The organism is Novosphingobium sp. (assembly GCF_965214355.1).
Classification (GTDB): domain Bacteria; phylum Pseudomonadota; class Alphaproteobacteria; order Sphingomonadales; family Sphingomonadaceae; genus Novosphingobium.
The window spans coordinates 365384-384808 of sequence record NZ_CBDCBI010000002.1; the positions used below are offsets into that span (position 1 = coordinate 365384).

General features: G+C 65.6%; 16 protein-coding genes. 4 read left to right on the forward strand and 12 right to left on the reverse strand.

The genetic code is table 11. From position 1 onward, the window contains the following. Positions 1-7: 7 nt before the first annotated feature. From ACOOE2_RS02305 to ACOOE2_RS02315, 3 genes are all read right to left on the reverse strand, one after another. Positions 8-676, reverse strand: coding sequence for an HNH endonuclease (locus ACOOE2_RS02305; protein WP_420381410.1), 669 nt, complete (start codon positions 674-676; stop codon positions 8-10). A 175-nt stretch (positions 677-851) separates the two neighbouring features. Then, a complete protein-coding gene (locus tag ACOOE2_RS02310) occupies positions 852-1586 on the reverse strand; it encodes an anti-sigma factor family protein (protein WP_420381411.1) in 735 nt (244 codons plus the stop codon). Next, positions 1583-2080, reverse strand: a complete 498-nt coding sequence (locus tag ACOOE2_RS02315) for an RNA polymerase sigma factor (protein ID WP_420381412.1) — start codon at positions 2078-2080, stop codon at positions 1583-1585. The genes ACOOE2_RS02310 and ACOOE2_RS02315 overlap by 4 nt, the downstream gene beginning before the upstream one ends. A 126-nt stretch (positions 2081-2206) precedes the next feature. Between ACOOE2_RS02315 and ACOOE2_RS02320 the strand changes: the two genes are divergently transcribed. The 4 genes from ACOOE2_RS02320 to ACOOE2_RS02335 all read left to right on the forward strand — a co-directional run bounded on the left by ACOOE2_RS02320 (position 2207) and on the right by ACOOE2_RS02335 (position 6250). After that, positions 2207-3433, forward strand: coding sequence for a S8 family serine peptidase (locus tag ACOOE2_RS02320; RefSeq protein ID WP_420381413.1), 1227 nt, complete (start codon positions 2207-2209; stop codon positions 3431-3433). 98 nt (positions 3434-3531) lie between these two features. Next, positions 3532-4431: an OmpA family protein gene (locus ACOOE2_RS02325; RefSeq protein WP_420381414.1), complete on the forward strand. Its 900-nt coding sequence runs from the start codon at positions 3532-3534 to the stop codon at positions 4429-4431. A gap of 131 nt (positions 4432-4562) precedes the next feature. Then, positions 4563-5003, forward strand: a complete 441-nt coding sequence (locus tag ACOOE2_RS02330) for a hypothetical protein (RefSeq protein WP_420381415.1) — start codon at positions 4563-4565, stop codon at positions 5001-5003. Positions 5004-5083: 80 nt separating this feature from the next. Continuing rightward, positions 5084-6250, forward strand: coding sequence for an alpha/beta fold hydrolase (locus tag ACOOE2_RS02335; RefSeq protein ID WP_420381416.1), 1167 nt, complete (start codon positions 5084-5086; stop codon positions 6248-6250). A 231-nt stretch (positions 6251-6481) separates the two neighbouring features. Here ACOOE2_RS02335 and ACOOE2_RS02340 read toward each other — a convergent pair whose 3' ends face one another. The 9 genes from ACOOE2_RS02340 to ACOOE2_RS02380 all read right to left on the reverse strand — a co-directional run bounded on the left by ACOOE2_RS02340 (position 6482) and on the right by ACOOE2_RS02380 (position 19371). Continuing rightward, the gene (locus ACOOE2_RS02340) at positions 6482-6706 is read right to left on the reverse strand and encodes a type II toxin-antitoxin system Phd/YefM family antitoxin (RefSeq protein ID WP_420381417.1); all 225 of its coding nucleotides are present in this window, start codon (positions 6704-6706) and stop codon (positions 6482-6484) included. Positions 6707-6726: 20 nt separating this feature from the next. Further along, a complete protein-coding gene (locus ACOOE2_RS02345; protein ID WP_420381418.1) occupies positions 6727-8166 on the reverse strand; it encodes a M20/M25/M40 family metallo-hydrolase in 1440 nt (479 codons plus the stop codon). 19 nt (positions 8167-8185) lie between these two features. Continuing rightward, positions 8186-9610, reverse strand: a complete 1425-nt coding sequence (locus tag ACOOE2_RS02350) for a M20/M25/M40 family metallo-hydrolase (protein ID WP_420381419.1) — start codon at positions 9608-9610, stop codon at positions 8186-8188. An 89-nt stretch (positions 9611-9699) separates the two neighbouring features. Next, positions 9700-11109: an efflux transporter outer membrane subunit gene (locus ACOOE2_RS02355; protein ID WP_420381420.1), complete on the reverse strand. Its 1410-nt coding sequence runs from the start codon at positions 11107-11109 to the stop codon at positions 9700-9702. Further along, the gene (locus tag ACOOE2_RS02360; protein WP_420381421.1) at positions 11102-12274 is read right to left on the reverse strand and encodes an efflux RND transporter periplasmic adaptor subunit; all 1173 of its coding nucleotides are present in this window, start codon (positions 12272-12274) and stop codon (positions 11102-11104) included. Before ACOOE2_RS02360 ends, ACOOE2_RS02355 begins: the two co-directional genes overlap by 8 nt. Beyond that, the gene (locus tag ACOOE2_RS02365) at positions 12267-15479 is read right to left on the reverse strand and encodes an efflux RND transporter permease subunit (RefSeq protein ID WP_420381422.1); all 3213 of its coding nucleotides are present in this window, start codon (positions 15477-15479) and stop codon (positions 12267-12269) included. The genes ACOOE2_RS02360 and ACOOE2_RS02365 overlap by 8 nt, the downstream gene beginning before the upstream one ends. 545 nt (positions 15480-16024) lie before the next feature. Then, positions 16025-17179, reverse strand: coding sequence for an integrase core domain-containing protein (locus tag ACOOE2_RS02370; RefSeq protein ID WP_420381167.1), 1155 nt, complete (start codon positions 17177-17179; stop codon positions 16025-16027). Between the two features lie 129 nt (positions 17180-17308). Continuing rightward, positions 17309-18682, reverse strand: coding sequence for an ATP-binding protein (locus tag ACOOE2_RS02375; RefSeq protein ID WP_420381423.1), 1374 nt, complete (start codon positions 18680-18682; stop codon positions 17309-17311). After that, positions 18679-19371, reverse strand: coding sequence for a response regulator transcription factor (locus ACOOE2_RS02380; protein ID WP_420381424.1), 693 nt, complete (start codon positions 19369-19371; stop codon positions 18679-18681). The genes ACOOE2_RS02375 and ACOOE2_RS02380 overlap by 4 nt, the downstream gene beginning before the upstream one ends. Between the last annotated feature and the right edge of the window lie 54 nt (positions 19372-19425).

The window sequence follows — 19425 nt, forward strand, 5'->3', positions numbered from 1 at the left end:
GGGAGGATTATCCCTCCAGCTCGACATCCCAGTACAGCCAGTCGCGCCAGCTTTCGTGGAGGAAATTGGGCGGAAACGCGCGGCCCTTGTCCTGTAATTGCCAGGTGGTCGGGCGGATCGGTTCTTCCATCAGGCGCATATGCGCCTGCTCGGGCGTGCGGCCGCCCTTTTTCATGTTGCAGGGCGCACATGCCGCCGCGACATTTTCCCAGGTGGTGCGCCCGCCCAGCCGGCGCGGCACGACGTGATCGAATGTCAGGTGGTCGAAACTGCCGCAATACTGGCATGTGAACCGGTCGCGCAAAAACAGGTTGAACCGCGTGAACGCCGGAAATTCGCTAGGCCGGACATATTGGCGCAGCGCGATGACCGAGGGGATCTTCATGTCGAGCGACGGCGAATGCACTTCGCGCTCGTAACTCGCAATGATGTCCACGCGTTCCAGGAACACCGCCTTGATCGCGGTCTGCCACGGCCACAGGCTGAGCGGATAATAGCTGAGCGGGGTGTAGTCGGCGTTCAACACCAGCGCCGGACAGTTCGACAGATGCCGGCTGCTGCCGTGGCCGGCAAACCCGGCATCCGCCACATAGCGGGCAATATTGAAACCTTCGGCGAAATCGCCGCTGTTGGGCCTGGCCGCAGCCGCCCTATCGATCATCGCCTTGTGAAGCATGCTCCGACCCGGACATTCATCGTGAAAGCTCCGCTGCTTCCACGCAGTGGAAGACATGGGATACCCGCATGACCAATTGATGACGCATGGGATTATGCATGCGCTGGTTGCAACACACGAGCGTGATGCTCGTCAAGCGTTCTGTAGGCCATGCTGCGCTTTTGCACAGCCTCGTTCATTGCCAGGCGTGATCGCGCGCGCCGCGTTCCTGCGCGGCGTCGAACGGATCGCCCGCCATCATTGCCTGGGCCTGCGCCATCAAGCCGGCCTGCTCCGAGCCCGCCTGGCGATAGGCATTCTGGCTGGTGGTCGCGCCGGGCGCGGTCTGTTGCAGGTGCCAGCCGGCGCCATCGTGGCAGGCGATGCCCGACGCGCCGCCGCCTGCAAACACGCGGCAGATATCGCCGCCCTGGCGCTTGAACGTGCCCATGATCTGTACCGGTGCGCCTGCCTGCGCCGAGGCCAGCTGGCGGTCGAGCGCATGCGCCAGTTCGCCCGAGGCCAGCATCGTGTTGCTGCCTGCGCCCGGCGTTGCCGGGGCCATGATCCGGTCGCCGACTATCGCTGCGACCACCAGCGATGCCGCGATCGCCGCGCCGGCCCAGACCCGTCGATGCGGGGGCGGCGCCGGCTTGGCGCGCGCGGCGCGCGCATCGGCCATGCTGAGGACATTCGATCCCGCAGCCGGCGCCACGGTCGCGGCGCGGATCGACGCAATCCAGTCAGGGGGCACCGGATCGTCGACGATCGGGGCAAAATGCGTGGCCAGCCGATCACGCAACGCCTGTTCGGCATGGATTCGCGCGGCCAGCACCGCGTCATGGCGCGCAGCCTGCGCAACCCGCGCCCGGCCTGCCTCATCGAGTTCGCCATCGACATAGGCCATCACGTCTTCGCCCGAAACAGTCACGCAACGTCTCCCAAACGGCGCATCAGCGCCTCGCGCCCGCGCACCAGCCGCGATGTCAGCGTGCCCATCGGGCAGCCGATGATCTGGGCGGCTTCCTTATAGGCAAACCCCTCGACCAGCACGAGCATCACCGCTTCGCGCTGTTCGGGCGGCAGCCGGTCCATCGCGCGGCCGACATTGCCCAGTTCGACATGCGCCTCGATCGCCGCATCACCGGGATCGCCGACGCCATGCCCCGCCTCCTCGGCGACGAACGTCTGCCCGCGCCGGTTGCGCGCCCGCACCTGATCGACCCAGATATTGCGCATGATCGTATACACCCATGCATCGAGGCGCGTGCCGCCCTGCCATTGCTGGCGGGATTTGAGCGCGCGCTCGATCGTTGCCTGGCACAAGTCGTCGCCATCGGCGGCATCGCGCGCGAGCCCGCGTGCAAACCGCCGCATGCGCGGCAGCAATTGCACCAGCTCGTCACCAAACGCGTCCGGGTCCAACTATTTATGCCTTTCGCTGCATTAAACGGACGGGCATCGTCGTTTCATCCATAAGGTCTCACGCAAAAATCGCGAAATCGCGAATTTCTGATCGGCGGGCACCGGGACGTGGGAAGCGAGAGGGCCATGATCAAACGCACCGTTCTGTGGGGACTGGCCATCGCGCTGCCCGTCGCCGCGCTGGCGCAGGGGATCGGGATCCCGGCGGTCAATGGCGTGGTCGGCCGGGTTTCGGGCGCGGCCGGCGATGTGCTGCGCACCACCGCCACGCTGGGCCAGACAGTGGCAAGCCTGGCGACTCTGCGGCTCGACCGGCTCGATACCTTTGTCCAGGCGCATCGCGCCACGGTCGAACGCGATGACACCGGCGCGCCCGCGCGCGCGCATGAAGTGCTGCTGCTCGATCCCGATCCGGCGGCCTTGCGGATTGCGGCCGACAGCGGCTTTGTGCTGATCGATCAGGGCGATCTCGATGGGCTGGGCCTGGGCTATGCGCGGTTGCGTACGCCGCCGGGCAAGGGCCTATCCGGCGCCTTGCGCACCTTGCGCAACGCGCTGCCCGGCCGCACGATCACCTCCGACCAGATCCATTTCGCCAGCGGCAGCGCCGCGCGAGCCAGTGGCCCGGCATCTGCCAGACCGCCGGATGCTAGACCGGCGGCTGGCAATACCAGCCTGGGCATCATCGACGGCGGTGTGCGCCCTTCGGCACGGATCACCGATCAGGCGGGGTTTGCCACAGGCGCGCCGCATCCCGATGCCCATGCGCAGGCGATTGTCTCGCTGCTGGCGGGCGCCGGCACCGCGCACATCCATGTCGCCGATGTCTATGGCACCGATCCGGCGGGCGGCGATGCGCTGGCCATCGCGCGCGCGTTGGGGTGGATGCAGAACCACGGCGTGCGCGTCGTCTCGATCAGCCTGGTCGGGCCGGCCAATCCGCTGCTGGCGCGGGCGATCGCGCTGGTCCAGGCGCGCGGGCTGGTCGTCGTTGCCGCAGTGGGCAACGACGGCGCCGCCGCGCCGGCCGCCTATCCCGCCTCGTATCCGGGTGTCGTCGCCGTCACCGGGGTCGATGCGCGCAACCGTGTGCTGTTCGAGGCGGGCCATGCGCTGCACCTCGATTACGCCGGCCCCGGCGCAGACCTGACCGCGATCGGTCTCGACGGGCGCGCGGCGCGGCTGCGCGGCACGTCATTTGCCGCGCCGCTGGTGGCGTCGCGGCTGGCCGCGCTGGCAGGGGAGAGCGGCGACACCCGTATGATGCTGGAACAGGCCAACCGCGAGGCGATTTTGCCGGGGCCGCGCACCGGGCGCGGCATATTGTGCGACACGTGCCGCAAGGGCCTTTGAAAAAATTTGCAAGCCGCGCGGATTAAAATCCGGCGGCCATCCGTCTCCCCACCAGAAGCCGGTTTTTGCACTCCACCGGCGCACATTGGAGACGAACGATGATCAAGGCTCTTACAGCGACGACCGCGCTCACTCTCGCGCTGGTGCTTTCGGCCCCCGGCCATGCCCAGCATATTGGCGGTGGATTGGGTGGCGGCCTTGGCGGCGGGCTGGGCGGCCTGGGTGGCGGATTGTCGACCGGCGCCGTGCGCGGCGAACTAGGCGCCAACGGCGATATCACCAACAACACGGTTAACGGCGCCGCGCATGCCAACACCCACATCCGCACGCCCAAGCCCCCCAAAGTCACCGCACCGACCAGGCTGGTCGACAAGGTCGACACGCACGTCGTGGCGACTGCGACCGGCGCGACCAATCGCGTTGTCGCCACCACGCAAACCGTGCGCCCCGTGCTGGAGCGCGATGTCACGCGCATCGCGGTGGTGCCGGCGATCCCCGACTATGCCGCGCGCCGGGTCGCGATCTATGACGCGGGCATTGCGCCGATCGGGTATGACGATGCCGGCGCCTATATCGACAACCAGTACCAGGTTCTGCAAAACGACTTGCGCGGCACCGGGGTCGACGTGATCCGCCACGGCCAGCAGATCGTGCTGGAAATGCCAAGCGATGTGACGTTTGCGTTCAACAAGCACGATATCCAGCCGCGCTTTCAGCCCGTGCTCGATGCCGTGGCGCACACGCTGACCAAATACCCCGCGACCTATATCGATGTCGACGGCCACACCGATGCGATCGGCAGCCAGGCCTATAACCAGGTTCTGTCCGAACAGCGCGCCGACACCGTCGCCAGCTATCTGGCGCAGCGCAGCGTCGTGCACGCGCGGATGCATGTCGAAGGCTTCGGCAAGACCGAGCCGGTGGCATCGAACGCCACGGTCATGGGCCGCGCCGCCAATCGCCGGGTGGAAATCGTGCTGACGCCATACGTCAGCTGATGCCTTGTCCGGGCATGATACCGGTCGCGACATGATACTCGATGTCGGGGATGGATCGAATCGGCGGTTTCGTGCATTATGCCCCCAGTGCCCGGCCGCATTGTCATGCGGCCGGTTGCCGGAGACGCCCGATGATCAAGACTGTTGCGATCGCCACATGCGCGCTTGTGCTTGCCAGCGCCGCACCCGCCTGCGCGCAGACCGTGCGCTCACTCATGCTGCCGATCCAGCCGATCCAGGCCAGCACGCCGATCGGCATCCGGCTGTTGCCGGGGATGAACAACGGCCAGGTCAACCGTACGATTCCCGGCACGCCCGGTTTGCCCGGAACGGTCGTCAACCCCGATACGGGCTATCGCCCCGGCCGTACCGCCGCTGCCACGCCATTGACGCGCGACGGTCTGTTCCCTCTTGCCAAGGCGTCAGTCGGTGGCGCCAACCGCCGGAACGGTGTGACCGGCCAGCAGGGCGTCGCGGCAGTTCGTGAAGTCACCGGCGTTCGCGCGGTCGATTCACCGCCGATCAGACAGAGCAATGGCGCCAGCCGACCAGTCTTGTCCTGGCAGCCGTAATCACACCAAATCGGTTGTTGCGCGCTTCGCCCGGCCAATGGCACACCAGCGGCCGGTAACCGGTTGCGGGGGACGGTCGCATGGCATTTTCGACACTGGGCAGGGCGATCTGCCGTATCGCGGCTGCGTTGGCGCTGTGCGCCGGGTCGGCAGCGATCGCGCAATCTTCCTCGGGGGGCGAAGAACACACTTACGAAGTCGCCGATTTTCACACCGAATCGGGCACAGTCCTGCCGCATGCCAAGATCGTCTACGGCACGTACGGCACGCTGAACGCGGCGGGCGACAATGTCATCCTGGTGCCGTCGCATTACATGGCGACCTGGCACGGCTATGACTGGCTGATCGGCAAGGGCCGCGCGCTCGATCCCGCGCGCTATTTCATCGTCGCGACCGAAATGTTCGGCAACGGGCGCTCGTCCTCGCCCAGCAACACCCCCGAACCGTACCATGGCCCGCGCTTTCCGGTCACGACTATCCGCGACAATGTCGAAATTGTGCGCGCCCTGCTCAAATACCAGTACGGCGTCACGCATGTCCGCGCGATCATCGGGTTTTCGATGGGCGGGCAACAGGCGTTCCAGTGGGCGATCAGCCATCCCGACTACGCCGATCGCATCGTCGCCACATCGTCCACCGCAAAAACGTATGGCCACGGCATCGTCCGGCTGGAAAGCCAGATCGCCGCGATCGAGGCCGATCCGGTGTTTGCCAATGGTGACTACAAGGTGCAGCCCGCCAAAGGCATCGAGGCGTTCAATCTGGTGTGGACCGCGTGGCTGTATTCGCAGGAATGGTGGCGCCGCGAGCTGTGGCGCGTGGGTGCGCCGGCCGACATCACGCTTGGCAAGGTCATCGAAACCTATCGCACCAAGTTCATTCCCGACGCCGATGCCAACGACCTGATCCTGCAGATGCGCGCCTGGCAACGCCACGACATCAGCGGCAATTCGCGCTACAACGGCCAGATCGAGGCGGCATTGCGCTCAATCCGCACGCCGATCCTGTACATGCCCAGCCTGACCGACCTGTATTTCCCGGTCGAAGATGCCCGTTACGAAGCGCGCCTGATCCCCGGCGTGACATTCAAACCGATCCCGTCGCTGTGGGGCCATCCCGCCGGTGCGGGCGCGACAGTGGCGGATGACAAGTTCATCAACGAGGCGGTGTTTGCGTTTCTGGCGGACAAACAGAAAAAGCTGGTGCTTCCGCGCATGCGCATGCCGGGGATGAGCGGGCGGAATTAGGGCAAGGTTTCTGACAAGCACCGGCGACCAAATACGCCTCTCCCGTCAGAGGCTACGGGATTCATACATCTCGTACGACTTCGAAAATCGACAAGGATTCAATAATTTATGCCTTTCGTCATTCCCGCGTCCGCGGGAATGACGAACAAAGATACGACGTGTGAGTGCTGTAACCCCTCAGGGGAAGGGCTCTTTCATGGTAGCGCTGGTTCTTATCAACGGCGCGATACTCTAGCGCCGATCGAACTCGGCGATGCTTTGCATCAAACGCTCGGCATTCGCTCGTGTCGAGAGCAAATGCATGCTTTCCTCGATCGCATTCCAGTCTGACAGCGACACCATTACGACGGCTTCGGCCTTGTATCTCGAAACGATGACGGGGGCATAGTCGGCGACAACCCGGTCCATCACTTGCTTCAGATTGGCGCGGGCGTGCGAAAAGCTGATGACGTCCATGGCGTTTCTCCGCACCCTGCCTACTTCGCATAAGCCTGCACCAGATCGTACAGAAACGCGCGGCCTTTCAGCAGCGACGCCACTTCCAGGTGCTCGTTCAGGCCGTGGATGCCGTTGAAATCGGGGTTCGCCCAGATCCCGGGCACGCCATAAGTCGGGATGCCGGCGGCCTCCAGATAGATGCCGTCGGTGGCGCCGGTGGACATCGTCGGGACCAGCGGCACGCCGGGGAAGTATTTCTCGGTCAGCACTTCCATCGGCCGGATCACTTCGGGCGTGAACGGCGGGGCCTTGCCCATCGGCTGGTCGGGCTCGGCGGTGGTGACGGTCAATCTGGGGTCGGCAAAGACTTGTGCCAGCTTGCTGCGCACCTCTTCGAAACTGTGGCCGGGAAAGATGCGGCAATTGACGATCGCGCCTGCGCGTTGCGGCAGCGCGTTGGTCGCATGGCCGCCGTCGAGCATCGTCGCGACGCAGGTGGTGCGCAAGGTCGAATGAAACCCGCGATCCTGGTCGAGCACCGCAACCGCCTGCTTGAACGCATCGCTGCCTGGCGCTGCGGTCGCGACCGTCTGCATCGCCTTGCCGGTTTCGCCGGGGAAGGCTGTCGCGCGGCGCGCGAAAAACGCGCGGGTCGTGTCGTTCAGTTCGGCGGGGAAATCGAAATCGCGCAAGTGAAGCAGCGCGTCGGACAGCTCGTAGATCGCGTTGTCCCTGATCGGAATCGAGCTGTGGCCACCGACATTGCGCGCCTCCACGCGGTAATCCTGCGACGCTTTTTCGCCGACCTGGACCGACATCACGACGATCTTGCCGCCCTGCGTCACGCCTTTGCCATCGGTGCGCCCGCCGCCGCCTTCGTTCAGCGCGAATTCGGCATCGATCAGCTCGCGCTTGTTCTTGGCCAGCCACTCCGCGCCGTTGAATGCGCCGCTGGTTTCCTCGCCGCACGTCAGCGCCAGTTTGACCGTGCGACGCAACTTGACATTGCCGGCCTTGAGCCGCGCCATGGTGTCGACCCAGACCGAGGCCATCGCCTTGTCGTCGAACGACCCGCGCGCCCAGTAATAGCCGCCTTCCTCGACCAGCGTGAACGGATCACGCGTCCAGTCGGCGCGCTTGGCCTCGACCACGTCGAGATGCGCGATCAGCAGGATCGGTTTCGTGCCCGGCGCGGTTCCGGGCAGCACGGCGACAAGGCCGCCGTCCCTGGGATGTTCGGGGGTGGCGAAATAGGTGATCTGGCTGTCGGCAAACCCGGCGGCTTTCAGATGCGCGCCCATGCGCTGCGCCGCGAGCGTGCAGCTGCCCGATGACACCGCGGTGTTGGTTTCGACCAGTTCCTTGTACGTCGCGCGAAACGCGGCTTCGCCGGTATCGTCCGCAGCAAAGGCGGAGGAGGTGGCTATTGCGGCGAGGGCGGCGCCGGCCAGAATGCGTGCGATGATCGGTTTTGGCATCGGTTCAGGTCCTCAAAAGTCAAAAGGCATAAGCGCGGATCAGGTCATCCAGAAACAGCCGGCCGGTCATCAGCGATTGCACGGAAATGCGCTCGTCGAGGCCGTGCACGCCGTTGCCATCGGGATCGCCCCACAGCCCCGGCGCGCCATACGTCGGAATACCCGCCGCGGTCAGGAATGTCGCGTCGGTATAGCCGTTGGCCATTGCCGGCACGAGCGCGACCCCGGGCCAGTATTTGGCAACAAGCTTGCGCGCCGGATCGAGCACCGCCGGATCGAGCGGCGGCGGGGGCGGAGCAGGGCGCAGCGGGGCCAGCGCCGTCACGCCGACTTCGGGATCGCCGATCACGCGCTCCAGCTCGTGGCCGATGGCATCGACATTGTGGCCGGGAAAGATCCGGCAATTGACCGTCGCGCGCGCGCGCTGCGCCAGCGCATTGGGCGCATGCCCGGCATCGAGCATCGTCGCAACGCAAGTCGTGCGGATGTTCGCATGCAAAAACGCATCGGTATCGACCTGCCACAGTGCGGCCCGATAACCGGGACCGTCTGCCGGATCGGCCGCGAGCGCGACCATCGCTGCGCCGACTGCGCCGCCGCGCGCGGTGCCGACATCATGGAAATAGACCGTGGTGATCGGGGTAAATTCGACCGGGAACGTATAGGCTTCGATCCGGTCCAGCGCATGCGCCAGCTGATAGATCGCGTTGTCGGGGCGCGGGGCCGAACTGTGGCCGCCGCGATTGCGCGTTTCGAGCACGAAATTGGCAAAGGTTTTCTCGCCGATCTGGATCGTCTGGGCGATGACCTTGGCCCCGCCCGCTCTGCCATCGGTGCGCCCGCCGCCGCCTTCGTTCAGCGCAAATGCGGCGTCGATCAGCTCGCGGCGGTTTTCCGCCAGCCATTGCGCGCCATTGAACGCGCCATTGGTTTCCTCGCCGCAGGTCAGCGCCAGTTTGATCGTGCGTTTGGGCTTGGCATGCGCGCGCGACAGATTGGCCAGCGCATCGACAAAGATCGCAGCCTGCGCCTTGTCGTCGAAGGCACCGCGCGCGTGGAAATATCCGCCGGTTTCGGTCAGCACGAACGGATCGCGCGGCCAGTCTTCGCGCCTTGCCTCCACAACATCGAGATGCGCGACGAGCAACAGCGGTTTGAGCGCGCTGGAATGCCCGGGCAGGATCGCGACCAGCCCGCCCTCCCTGGGATGATCGGGCGCGGCATAGGCGATCAGCCGGTCATCGGAAAAGCCGGCTGCGCGCAAGGTGTCGGCCATGCGTGCGGCGGCCAGCGTGCAATCACCGTGCGCCAGCGTCGTATCGGTTTCGACCAACGTGCGATAGGTCGTGCGGAAGGCGGCTTCATCGGGGGTGATCGCGGCCGGCGCGGCCCAGGCGCGGGATGCCGCAACGACGAGAGCAGCGAAGATCACAGTGCGGTTCATCCCCGCACTGTGCCAGCATTTGCGCGCGGCGCAATGCCCCCGCCCAAACCGGGTTGATGATGATGTATTGGGGAAAGCGCGCAGCCCCCTTACGCCTTCCATCCTCCGCCGATCGAGCGCGCCAGCGACACCGCCGCGTTCAGCCGCAGCGTATGCACCTCGATCGCGCGGCGCTGTTCGAACAGCGCGGTCGTTTGCGCGGTGACGACGTCAAGATAGTTCGATGCGCCCTTTTCATAGCGGATCATCGACAGGTTCGCGGCGTCTTGCGCCTGCGCGGCGGCGCGGCTGGCGGCGCTGTCTTCATCGCCGAAATGGTGGAGCGCAGACAGACTGTCCTCGACCTCCTGAAATGCGGTCAACGCGGTGCTGCGATAGTCGGCGGCGGCTTCATCCCAGCGCGCGCGCGCCTCGCGCACGGCAGCGGCGCGGCGGCCGCCATCGAACAAGGTCACCGCGAGCGCCGGGCCCAGCGCCCAGAACGCATTGCCCGCCATCGCCAGCCCGGCAATCGTCGTCGCATTGGTCCCGCCTTGCGCGGCCAGATCGATCGTGGGGAAGAACGCCGCGCGGGCGACGCCGATCGACCGGTTTGCGGCATACATCCGCCGTTCCGCCGCCGCCACATCGGGCCGGCGCTGCAACAGCGTTGCGGGCAGGCCGGCGGGCGGGATGGCGACGGTCAGCGTGTCTTTTTGCGGCGCGATGGCAAAGGCCGAGGCCGGCGTGCCGACAAGGCTGGCGATCGCATGTTCGAGCCTGGCCCGCGCGGCCAGCACATCGGCGCGCTGCGCCTGCGCATCGGCGAGAGCCGCACCCGATCGCCCGACATCGATGCCGGTTGCGACCCCGCCGCTGAACCTCGCGTTCACCACGGTGTCGGCCTGCGCAAACGCCGCGATCGAGCGTTCGAGCAAGGCGGATTCGGCATCGAGCCCGCGCAACATGATGTAGCTGGTGGCCAATTGCGCCTGCAGGCTCAGCCGGATCGCGGCGGTATCCTCGGCGCTGGCCACGGCCCGGGCGCGGCTCGACGCGATCGCATTGCGCACCCGGCCCCACAGATCGAGCTCGTAACTGGCGGTCAGGCCGATCTGGTTGTTGCCATATTCGGATTCCTGCGTCGCGCCGCCGCGCAGCGGCCGGTCGTCGGATTGCCGGTTGTAGCCCGGATTGGCGGTCGCGCCCACGGTCGGCAGCGCCTGCGACTGCGCGATGCGCAGCGCGGCGCGCGCTTCGTCGCTGCGCGCCAGCGCGGATGCCAGGGTCGGGCTGGCGCTGGCCAGTTGCGCCTCCAGCGTATCGAGCTGCGGATCGCCCAGCGCGTGCCACCAGTCGGGCGCGATCGCGGCCGTGGTGCCCGCCGCATCGGCAGGCGCCCAGGGCCCGGTTTCGCGAAACGCTGCGGGCGCTGTGACCGTCACCGGATGATACGCGGGCGCCCCTGCACATCCCGCGACCAGCAGCACCGCGCCGGCCAGCGCGGCGCGCCTAATCACGCCGGCTCTCCACGCGCACGATCTGGCCTTCGCTGATCGAATCCGACGGGTTGGCGATCAGCTTCGTCGCGGCGGTCAGCCCCGAGGCGATTTCGACTTTGCCGCCCAGATCGCGGCCTACGACCACCGGGATCAGATGCACGCGCCCCTGGCCATTGCGGATATCGGTTACGGTTCCGACCTGGCTGCCATGTTCGCGCAGCACCAGCACGCCCGACGGGACGACCAGCTGCGTCGAGACACCGGGCAGTGCAAAATGGACCTGGGCATAGCCACCGGGCTTCAGCTTGAATTGCGGATTGTCGGTCTTCAGCTGCACCTGCAACGAACCGCTGCGCTGGTCGATCGCGTGGCTCTGGTCGGTCATCGTGGCGGTAAAGGATTCGTCGGGATAATCGGGCAGCCTCAGCGTCGCGCTCAGCCCGCTGTGCATCGCTGCCGAATACTGTTGCGGCACATTGACATAGACGCGGATGCGTCGTTCGTCGGCCATCGCAAACATCGGAGTCTGGTTGGTTGCGCCAGGTCCCACCAGATCGCCGATATCGGCCGTGCGCTGGGTGATCACGCCGGCGAACGGCGCACGCACCGTGGCATAGCTTTTTTCCGCCAGCAGGCGCCCCAGCGCGGCGACCGCCTCCTCGACGCCAGCAGCGTGAGTCTTGGCGTCGGCGTTCTTCTCGTCGGTTTCCTGCACCGATACGGCCCTGCTTTTCAGCAGGTCGTTCCACCGCGCGGCAGTCGACCGTGCCAGTCCTGCCTCGGCCCGCGCGCGATCGAGCGCTGCACGCGCCTGGATGATCTGCTGGTCCAACTCAGGGGTGTCGATCGTGGCGAGCGGCGCGTTCTGGCCGACTTCGGCGCCGATGTCGCGCATCCAGGCGTGAACATAGCCACCGACGTGGGCATAGATATGCGCGGTGTTCCATGCCTGCATCGTGCCGGGCAGTACCAGTTCGTCGCTGGCGCCCCCGGTGGCCGGCGTGATCAGGCGCACGCTCGGTGTGGCCTGGCCGTCGGACGCGGTCTGCGCGACATCGGCATCGCGCGTGCGCACATAGATCCCGCCGGCCACGACGATCAGCGCGGCGCCAGCCACGATCAGGCCGACACGGCCGAGACCCTTGGGGGGCGCTGCGTCCGGAACGCCGTGAGGATCAGACATGGTGCAGTTCCTTGTGATTTTCGATTTCAGGATGACCGCTGCGGCGGCGGTGCGCGATCGAGAACACCACGGGCACGAACACCAGCGTGGCGACGGTCGCAAACACCAGCCCGCCGATCACCGCGCGGCCCAGCGGCGCGTTCTGTTCGCCGCCTTCGCCCAGACCCAGCGCCATCGGCGCCATGCCGATGATCATGGCCAGGGCCGTCATCAGCACCGGGCGGAACCGCGTCGCGCCCGCCTCCAGCGCGGCGCGCAGCGCATCGCCGGTCGCCTCCAGCCGTTCGCGGGCAAAGGTGATCACCAGCACCGAATTGGCGGTCGCCACGCCCATGCACATGATCGCGCCGGTCAGCGCGGGCACCGACAGCGTGGTGTGCGTGCCGAACAGCATCCACACGATTCCGGCCAGCGCCGCCGGCAGCGCGGTGATGATCACCAGCGGATCGATCCAGCTCTGGAAATTGACCACGATCAGCAGGTAGATCAGCACGACCGCGCCCATCAGGCCCAGGATCAGCCCCGAAAACGCCGCGTTCATCGTCTGCACCTGGCCACGAAGAGTCACCGTCGCGCCCTTGGGCAGTGCCCCATGCGTCTGGTCGAGCACGCGCTGGATATCGCCCGCCACCGCGCCCAGGTCGCGGCCCTGCGTGGTGGCATAGATATCGATCGCGGGCTGGATCGCGTAATGGGTGACCACTGCGGCGGTGCGCGCTTCATGCACCTGGCCCAGCCCGCCCAGCGTCTGGAACCCGCCGCCGGCACCGGTGATCGGCACATTGTTCAGCGCGCTCAGGGTGTCGGCGCGGTATTCGGGTGATTGCACCACGATCGGATACGACACGCCGTTCTTGGGATTGAGCCAGAAGGTCGGCGCGACCTGGAACGATCCGGCCAGGTTGACCGATAGCGCCCGGGTCACGTCGTTTTCGGTGATGCCGACGCGATCGGCCAGCGAACGGTCGACATCGATCTGCAGCTCGGGATAATTGCTCGGCTGCTGCACGCGCACGTCGGCGATGCCGGCAATGGCGTTCAGCCGGCCCAGCACGCTGTCGGCGTAGGCTTCGTTGGCGGCATTGTCGGGGCCCGCCACGATCACGTCGATCGGTGCCGGCGCGCCGAAATTCAAGATCTGGCTGACGATATCGGCGGGCAGGAACGAAAAGGTGCTGCCCGGAAACGCATTGGGCAGGTCCTGACGCAGCCGCCGGACATAGCCGGCGGTCGGGTGATGCCCTTCGTTCAGCGTGATCAGGATATCGCCGTCCTGCGGGCCGATGCCGCCGCTGTTCGAATAGGCCATGTTGATGCCCGACACGGTCATGCCGATGTTGTCGATCACCGTGCCGGTTTCGGATGCGGGCAGATCGGCGCGGATGCGCGCCTCGACATGGTCGAACAGCGCGGCGGTTTCCTCCAGCTTGGTTCCGGTGGGCGCGCGCACATGGATGCTGATCTGGCCCGAATCGACCGCCGGAAAGAAATCGCGCCCCAGAAACGGCACCAGTGCGAAACTGCCCAGCACGATCCCCATGAACACGATGACGAACAGCCGCCGATGATCGAGCGCCAGCCGCAGCGCGCCGACGTACCAGGTGCGAAAGCCTTCGAAGCGGCGTTCGAACCCGTGCTGAAACCGGCGCAGCACATTGCGCGTGTGCGGATGGCCCGTGGTTGCGTCATGGCTGATCATCTGCGCCTGCGTCGAAGCGCTCGCATGTTCGCGCAGCAGCCAGTTGGCCATCGTCGGGACCAGGGTGCGCGACAGTGCGAACGAGGCGATCATCGCAAACACCACCGATTTGGCCATCGGTGCAAACAGATAGCCCGGGACCCCGCCCAGAAAGAACATCGGCACGAACGCGATGCAGATGCACAGCAGCGACACGAACGCCGGCTGCACGATCTGCCTGGCGCCATCCAGGATCGAGGTTTCGACCGCCTTCCCCTGTTCGAGATGCCAGTTGATGTTCTCGATCGTCACCGTCGCGTCATCGACCAGGATGCCGACCGCCAGCGCCAGCCCGCCCAGGGTCATGATGTTCAGCGTCTCGCCGCTGATCGCCAGGCCCATGACTGCGGCAAGAATGGCCAGCGGAATCGAGATCGCGATGATCACGGTCGACCGCCACGAGCCCAGGAACAGCAGGATCATCAGGCTGGTCAGCGCGGCCGCAATCACACCCTCGCGCACCACGCCGTCGATCGCAGCCTTCACGAACAGCGACTGGTCGGACAGGAAATCGATGTTCAACCCGTCGGGCAGCGAGGGGCGCATGCGTGTAACCACCGCGCGCGCATCCTCGACAATCGCGATCGTCGATGCGCTGCCGGCCTTGAGCAGCGTCATCAGCACCGAGCGCTGGCCATTGACGCGCACTTCGTTCTGCTGCGGCGGCGACCCATCGTGCACATTGGCGACATCGCGCATGAACACCGTGGCGCCGTCGATCGTGCGGATCGGCAAGCCGTTCAGCGCCGCGATCGCCTCTGGCGCATTGTTCAGCCGAACGTTGTATTCGAACGCGCCGATCCGCGCGGTGCCGGCCGGAATGATCTGGTTCTGCGCGGCCAGTGCGGTGCCGACATCGGCCGCCGACAGATGCCGCGCCTGCAGCGCCTGCGGATCGATATCGATCTGGATCTGGCGGACCCGGCCGCCATAGGGCGAAGGCATCGCCGCGCCCTGGACGGTGGCCAGCCCCGACCGGATCCGGTTTTGCGCCACGTCGAACATCTGCTGCTCGGACAGGGTCTTAGAAGACAGCGCCATTTGCAGGATCGGCACGGTCGACGCGCTGTAGTTCAGGATCAGCGGCGGGGTGATCCCGGCGGGCAGCTGCTTCAGCACGGTCTGCGAGGCCGACGTGACTTGCGCTGTCGCAGTGCGGATATCGACGCCGGAGCGAAAGAACACCTTCACCACCCCGATACCGTTGTACGACTGGCTTTCGATATGGTCGATGTCGTTGACCGTCGAGGTCAGCTGCCGCTCGTAATAATAGATGACGCGGCCCGACATGTCCCTGGGCGCCAGGCCGTTGTACTGCCACACCGCCGCAATCACCGGCACGCGGATATCGGGAAAGATGTCGGTCGGCGTCGTCAGCCACGCGATCGTCCCGCCCAGCATGATCAGAATGGCCATGACCACGAACGTGATCGGCTTCGACAGGGCGATTTTGACCAGTTGCAGCATGGTGCGCGGTGTGGTCGCGGGGGGTGCGCGGGGCAACTAAAGAAAAGTTCACGCACGCAGTGCCTCCGGCGTCGCACATCCAAAGCTATCGGGATCCAAGGGCCATTGCCCATAGGCGCTAACTTAACATCTGTCGTCGCCCCGGACTTGATCCGGGGTCCCGCTTTTTGTTGTGTTAGCGCAGTATTTGAAGCGACGCCGCAAGAAGAAAGCGGGACCCCGGGTCAAGCCCCTACGACATTCACACATTTCGCATGCCTTCGAAAATTTATATAATTCAATAACCCATATATTGTCATTCCCGCGGACGCGGGAATCCAGACTGGGCGCCAAGCGGTTGGTTCGGTGCTTGGCGCCCAGTCTGGATTCCTGCGTCCGCAGGAATGACGAGCGAGAATACGATGTGTGAATGCCGTAGGGGGTCAAGCCCGGAGCGACGAATTTCGCGATAGTTCGCGCCTATGGGCAATGGCCGGTGCAATCGGAGACATAGGTAACATTTTAGACCGGCAACATAGGTAACAGATTTGGCCCAGATTGTGGGTTCAAAGCTGGCTCGTACGAGCCAGCTTTGAACCCACAATCTGGGCTGACTGATCACTCAGGGTTGCCAGATCGATCCAGCGGAAGCGTACGGTCCAGTCTCCATTGTCGCGTTGGACGATGGCTACGGTTTCGTTGGCCAAAGCTTCAGTGATGTAGAGTGTTTTGTCGCGCCAGCGAACCAGACCCTTGGCTGTGACGGGCAGGACGTAGTGGTCGTCAGGATAGTCCCATGCGTCGATCTTGTCGGGAAACTGCCTGGTCGAGGCTGTGTGGACCGACGCCGGGCAGATCTGTCCCAGTGCTTCGTGAGGGCGGTAGGTGTTGTAGAGGTGCCGCCAGGTGTCAAACCGGGCCTGCTGTTCACGCAGCGTATCTGCCGGTGGTGCGGCGGTGTCTTCGGCAAGGGTACGATGCATCCGCTCGTGACGACCATTCTGATCAGGGCGGCCCGGGGTTATGTATTCGGGCATGACGCCAAGCTTCACCAACCACACTGAAAACCGGGTCAGTCCGCCGAGCCCCCGGCTCATCCCGAACGGATGGCCATTGTCCGTGCGAAGCGATGCTGGCAAACCCAACTCTTTGAAAGATTGTTCGAAAAGTGGAATGACGCTTTCCATGTCGGCGCGTGGCACGGCCTCGCAGCGGATCAGGTAGCGGCTGTAATTGTCAGTGATCGTCAGCGGCTCGCAGCGCACACGATCACCTGTCCGAAACCAGCCTTTGAAATCTGCAGACCATATCTCGTTGGCGGCCTGCGGGATCGCCGGCTGGCCATGGCCCGCGCCCCCGGAGCGCCGAATACGCCGCGTCTGGCTCAGTTCCTTGCGCCGCAAAAGGTCGCCGATCGTGCTTGCCGCTGGCCAGTGCCCATCCGGAACATCCAGCGCCAGGCGCGCCAGCAGCTTGCGCGGCCCCCATGTCGGAAAGCGCTCGCGAAGCCCTAGGATCGCCGCTTCGGTCTGTGCGTCTATGCGCCAGGGTATCGTCTTTGGCGCCCGGCTCTGCTCCGACAGACCCAACGCTCCCAGCTCCAGATAACGTGAAAGCCATTTGTACCCCGTCTTCCGGCTGATCCCGTACTGCGAGCACAAATCACCAATCGGCACCTCTTTCTTGAGGCACGCAGCCACAAACCCAAGCCGGCTGTCCATAACACTTTGACCTGTAAAGGGCATCGAACGGTCCTCCCGCCCGATACTCTGAACTGTTACCCATGTTGCCGGTCCAAAGTGTTACCTATGTAGCCGGTCTATACCGCCCTTGGCCGCCGGAGGCCTCTGTTACACCCGCGGCGCGACGATCCGCGCGGCGAGGCCCGGGCTGGCGCCATCGCCCGCCGGGTCGAGCTCCAGCACAAACCCGTGCACCGCAACGATCACCGCGACCAGGCTGAGCCCCAGGCCAAACCCCGGCGTCGCCGCCGCGCCGCTGCCGCGCTGGAACCGTTCGAGGACAAGCGCGCGTTCGGCCGGCGCGATGCCCGGGCCCTGATCCGTCACGGTGATCGCGATCCGCTCGCCCAATTCGGTCACGCTGATCGCGATCGTGCCGCCCACCGGGCTGAACTTGATCGCGTTCTCGACCAGGTTGCTGACCGCTTCGAACAGCAGCCGCTCGTCACCGTGCACGCACATCGTGGCATAGCCGCTGGCGACCAGCGTGATCCCGCGCTCTTCGGCCAGCGGCTCGTACAATTCGGCCAGATCGCGCGCCATGTCGCACACATCGACGCTGGCGAAATGCGCCTGGCGCCGCGATGCCTCCAGCTCCGACATGCGCAGCAACGCCCGGAACCGCGCGAGCACCGCGTCGAGCTCGTCACGCGCCCCCAGCAGCAAGGTCGCCGCCTCGCCATCGGGATGCCGGGCCAGCACCGGCAGCAGTGCGATGCGTTCCAGCCGGGTACGGACATGCGACAGCGGCGTGCGCAGATCGTGCGCGATCGCATCGGTTGCGCCTTTCACCTGGCGCAGCAGCCGCTCGATTTCCTCGACCATGACATTGATGATCGCGGCGATCATGTCGAATTCATCGCCGCGACCGCCGATCGCGATCCGCAAATCGAGCTCGCCCATCGCAATCCGCGCCGCCGTCGCCTCGAGCCGGCGGATGCGGCGCATCGGCCCCAGGCTGAGCAACACGCCCGCGCCCAGCGCCACCGCGACAGCGCCGGCGCCGGTAATCCACATGATCGCCAGGATCCGCGCGCGCAGATCGTGGATCGGGCTGATATCGCGCGCCACCACCACGATCAGCCCGCCACCCGTCATCAACGCCAGCGCGCGCACCGGTACGCCGCGCGGGCCATGGACGCGCTCGAACATCTGCCCGATCGGAAACGGCGGCCCCAGCGACGGTTCGCCGACCAGCAGACGGTGCGCGGTATCGAAGACTGCCACGCTTTCGAGCAGATGCGTCGAATCGTCCAGCGCCAGATGGGCCGCCGCCAGCGTGCGGGCGTTATCGCCCAGCGCCAGCATATGCGCCTTGGTGGTGATCGTCAGGTCGGTACGATGGTTGAGCTCGGCACTCGTCTGCGCATAGATCAGCCACAGCGCGGCAAAAATCGCGACCACGAATACGCCCGTCAGCCCCGCGGTCAGGCGGAACGCAGTCGTATGGCGCAAGTCGATCAGGCGCTGCGGCGTGTTCACGAGATGGGCGGCTGCGAAACCGCCAGGCGATACCCTTCGCCCTTGATCGTCTCGATCATCGCCGCGCGGTCCGGCCGCTCCAGCTTGCGGCGCAATTTGGCGATATGCACATTGATCAGATTGTCGCTGGCCTCGAAATACCGGCCCCAGACCTGTTCGAAAATCACCTGCCGCGCCACGACATGCCCGGCATGGCGCACGAGGAATTCGAGCAGGCGGAACTCCTTGTTCACCAGATCCAGCGTTTCGCCATCGACCCACGCGCGCCGCTTGACCAGATCGAGCGCGATCGGCCCGGCGCGCAAGAACCCGTCCTCGGGGTAATCGCGCGCACGGCGCAGCAACACGTCGATCCGCGTGACCATCTCGGCCGGCGAAAACGGCTTGGCCAGATAATCATCGCCGCCGGCGCGCAAACCCGCAATGCGTTCATCGACATCGCCCAGCGCCGAAATCACCAGCACCGGCGTCGTGATCTGCCGCGCACGAATCCGCGCCACCAGCGTCAGCCCGTCGATCCCTGGCAGCATCCGATCGACCGTCGCCGCATCGAACCGTTCCGCCCCCAGCCGGCCAAGCGCCTGCAGCCCGTCGGCCAGGTGGACGACATCGTGCTGTTCGGCTTCGAGCGCGGCGCAGATCAGCGCGGCGGTCTCGCCATCGTCCTCTACGACCAGGATATGTGCCATCGGGCCCGGGTTCTCATCTGCTTGCCCCCGCAGACCTCGGACCGGCACCGGCAG

Bases quoted from the DNA above. Each gene is read 5' to 3' on its own strand.
- ACOOE2_RS02305 (WP_420381410.1), bottom strand. From the start codon at position 676: ATGCTTCACAAGGCGATGATCGATAGGGCGGCTGCGGCCAGGCCCAAC.
- ACOOE2_RS02320 (WP_420381413.1), top strand. From the start codon at position 2,207: ATGATCAAACGCACCGTTCTGTGGGGACTGGCCATCGCGCTGCCCGTC.
- ACOOE2_RS02325 (WP_420381414.1), top strand. From the start codon at position 3,532: ATGATCAAGGCTCTTACAGCGACGACCGCGCTCACTCTCGCGCTGGTG.
- ACOOE2_RS02330 (WP_420381415.1), top strand. From the start codon at position 4,563: ATGATCAAGACTGTTGCGATCGCCACATGCGCGCTTGTGCTTGCCAGC.
- ACOOE2_RS02335 (WP_420381416.1), top strand. From the start codon at position 5,084: ATGGCATTTTCGACACTGGGCAGGGCGATCTGCCGTATCGCGGCTGCG.
- ACOOE2_RS02340 (WP_420381417.1), bottom strand. From the start codon at position 6,706: ATGGACGTCATCAGCTTTTCGCACGCCCGCGCCAATCTGAAGCAAGTG.
- ACOOE2_RS02345 (WP_420381418.1), bottom strand. From the start codon at position 8,166: ATGCCAAAACCGATCATCGCACGCATTCTGGCCGGCGCCGCCCTCGCC.
- ACOOE2_RS02350 (WP_420381419.1), bottom strand. From the start codon at position 9,610: ATGAACCGCACTGTGATCTTCGCTGCTCTCGTCGTTGCGGCATCCCGC.
- ACOOE2_RS02360 (WP_420381421.1), bottom strand. From the start codon at position 12,274: ATGTCTGATCCTCACGGCGTTCCGGACGCAGCGCCCCCCAAGGGTCTC.
- ACOOE2_RS02365 (WP_420381422.1), bottom strand. From the start codon at position 15,479: ATGCTGCAACTGGTCAAAATCGCCCTGTCGAAGCCGATCACGTTCGTG.
- ACOOE2_RS02370 (WP_420381167.1), bottom strand. From the start codon at position 17,179: ATGGACAGCCGGCTTGGGTTTGTGGCTGCGTGCCTCAAGAAAGAGGTG.
- ACOOE2_RS02380 (WP_420381424.1), bottom strand. From the start codon at position 19,371: ATGGCACATATCCTGGTCGTAGAGGACGATGGCGAGACCGCCGCGCTG.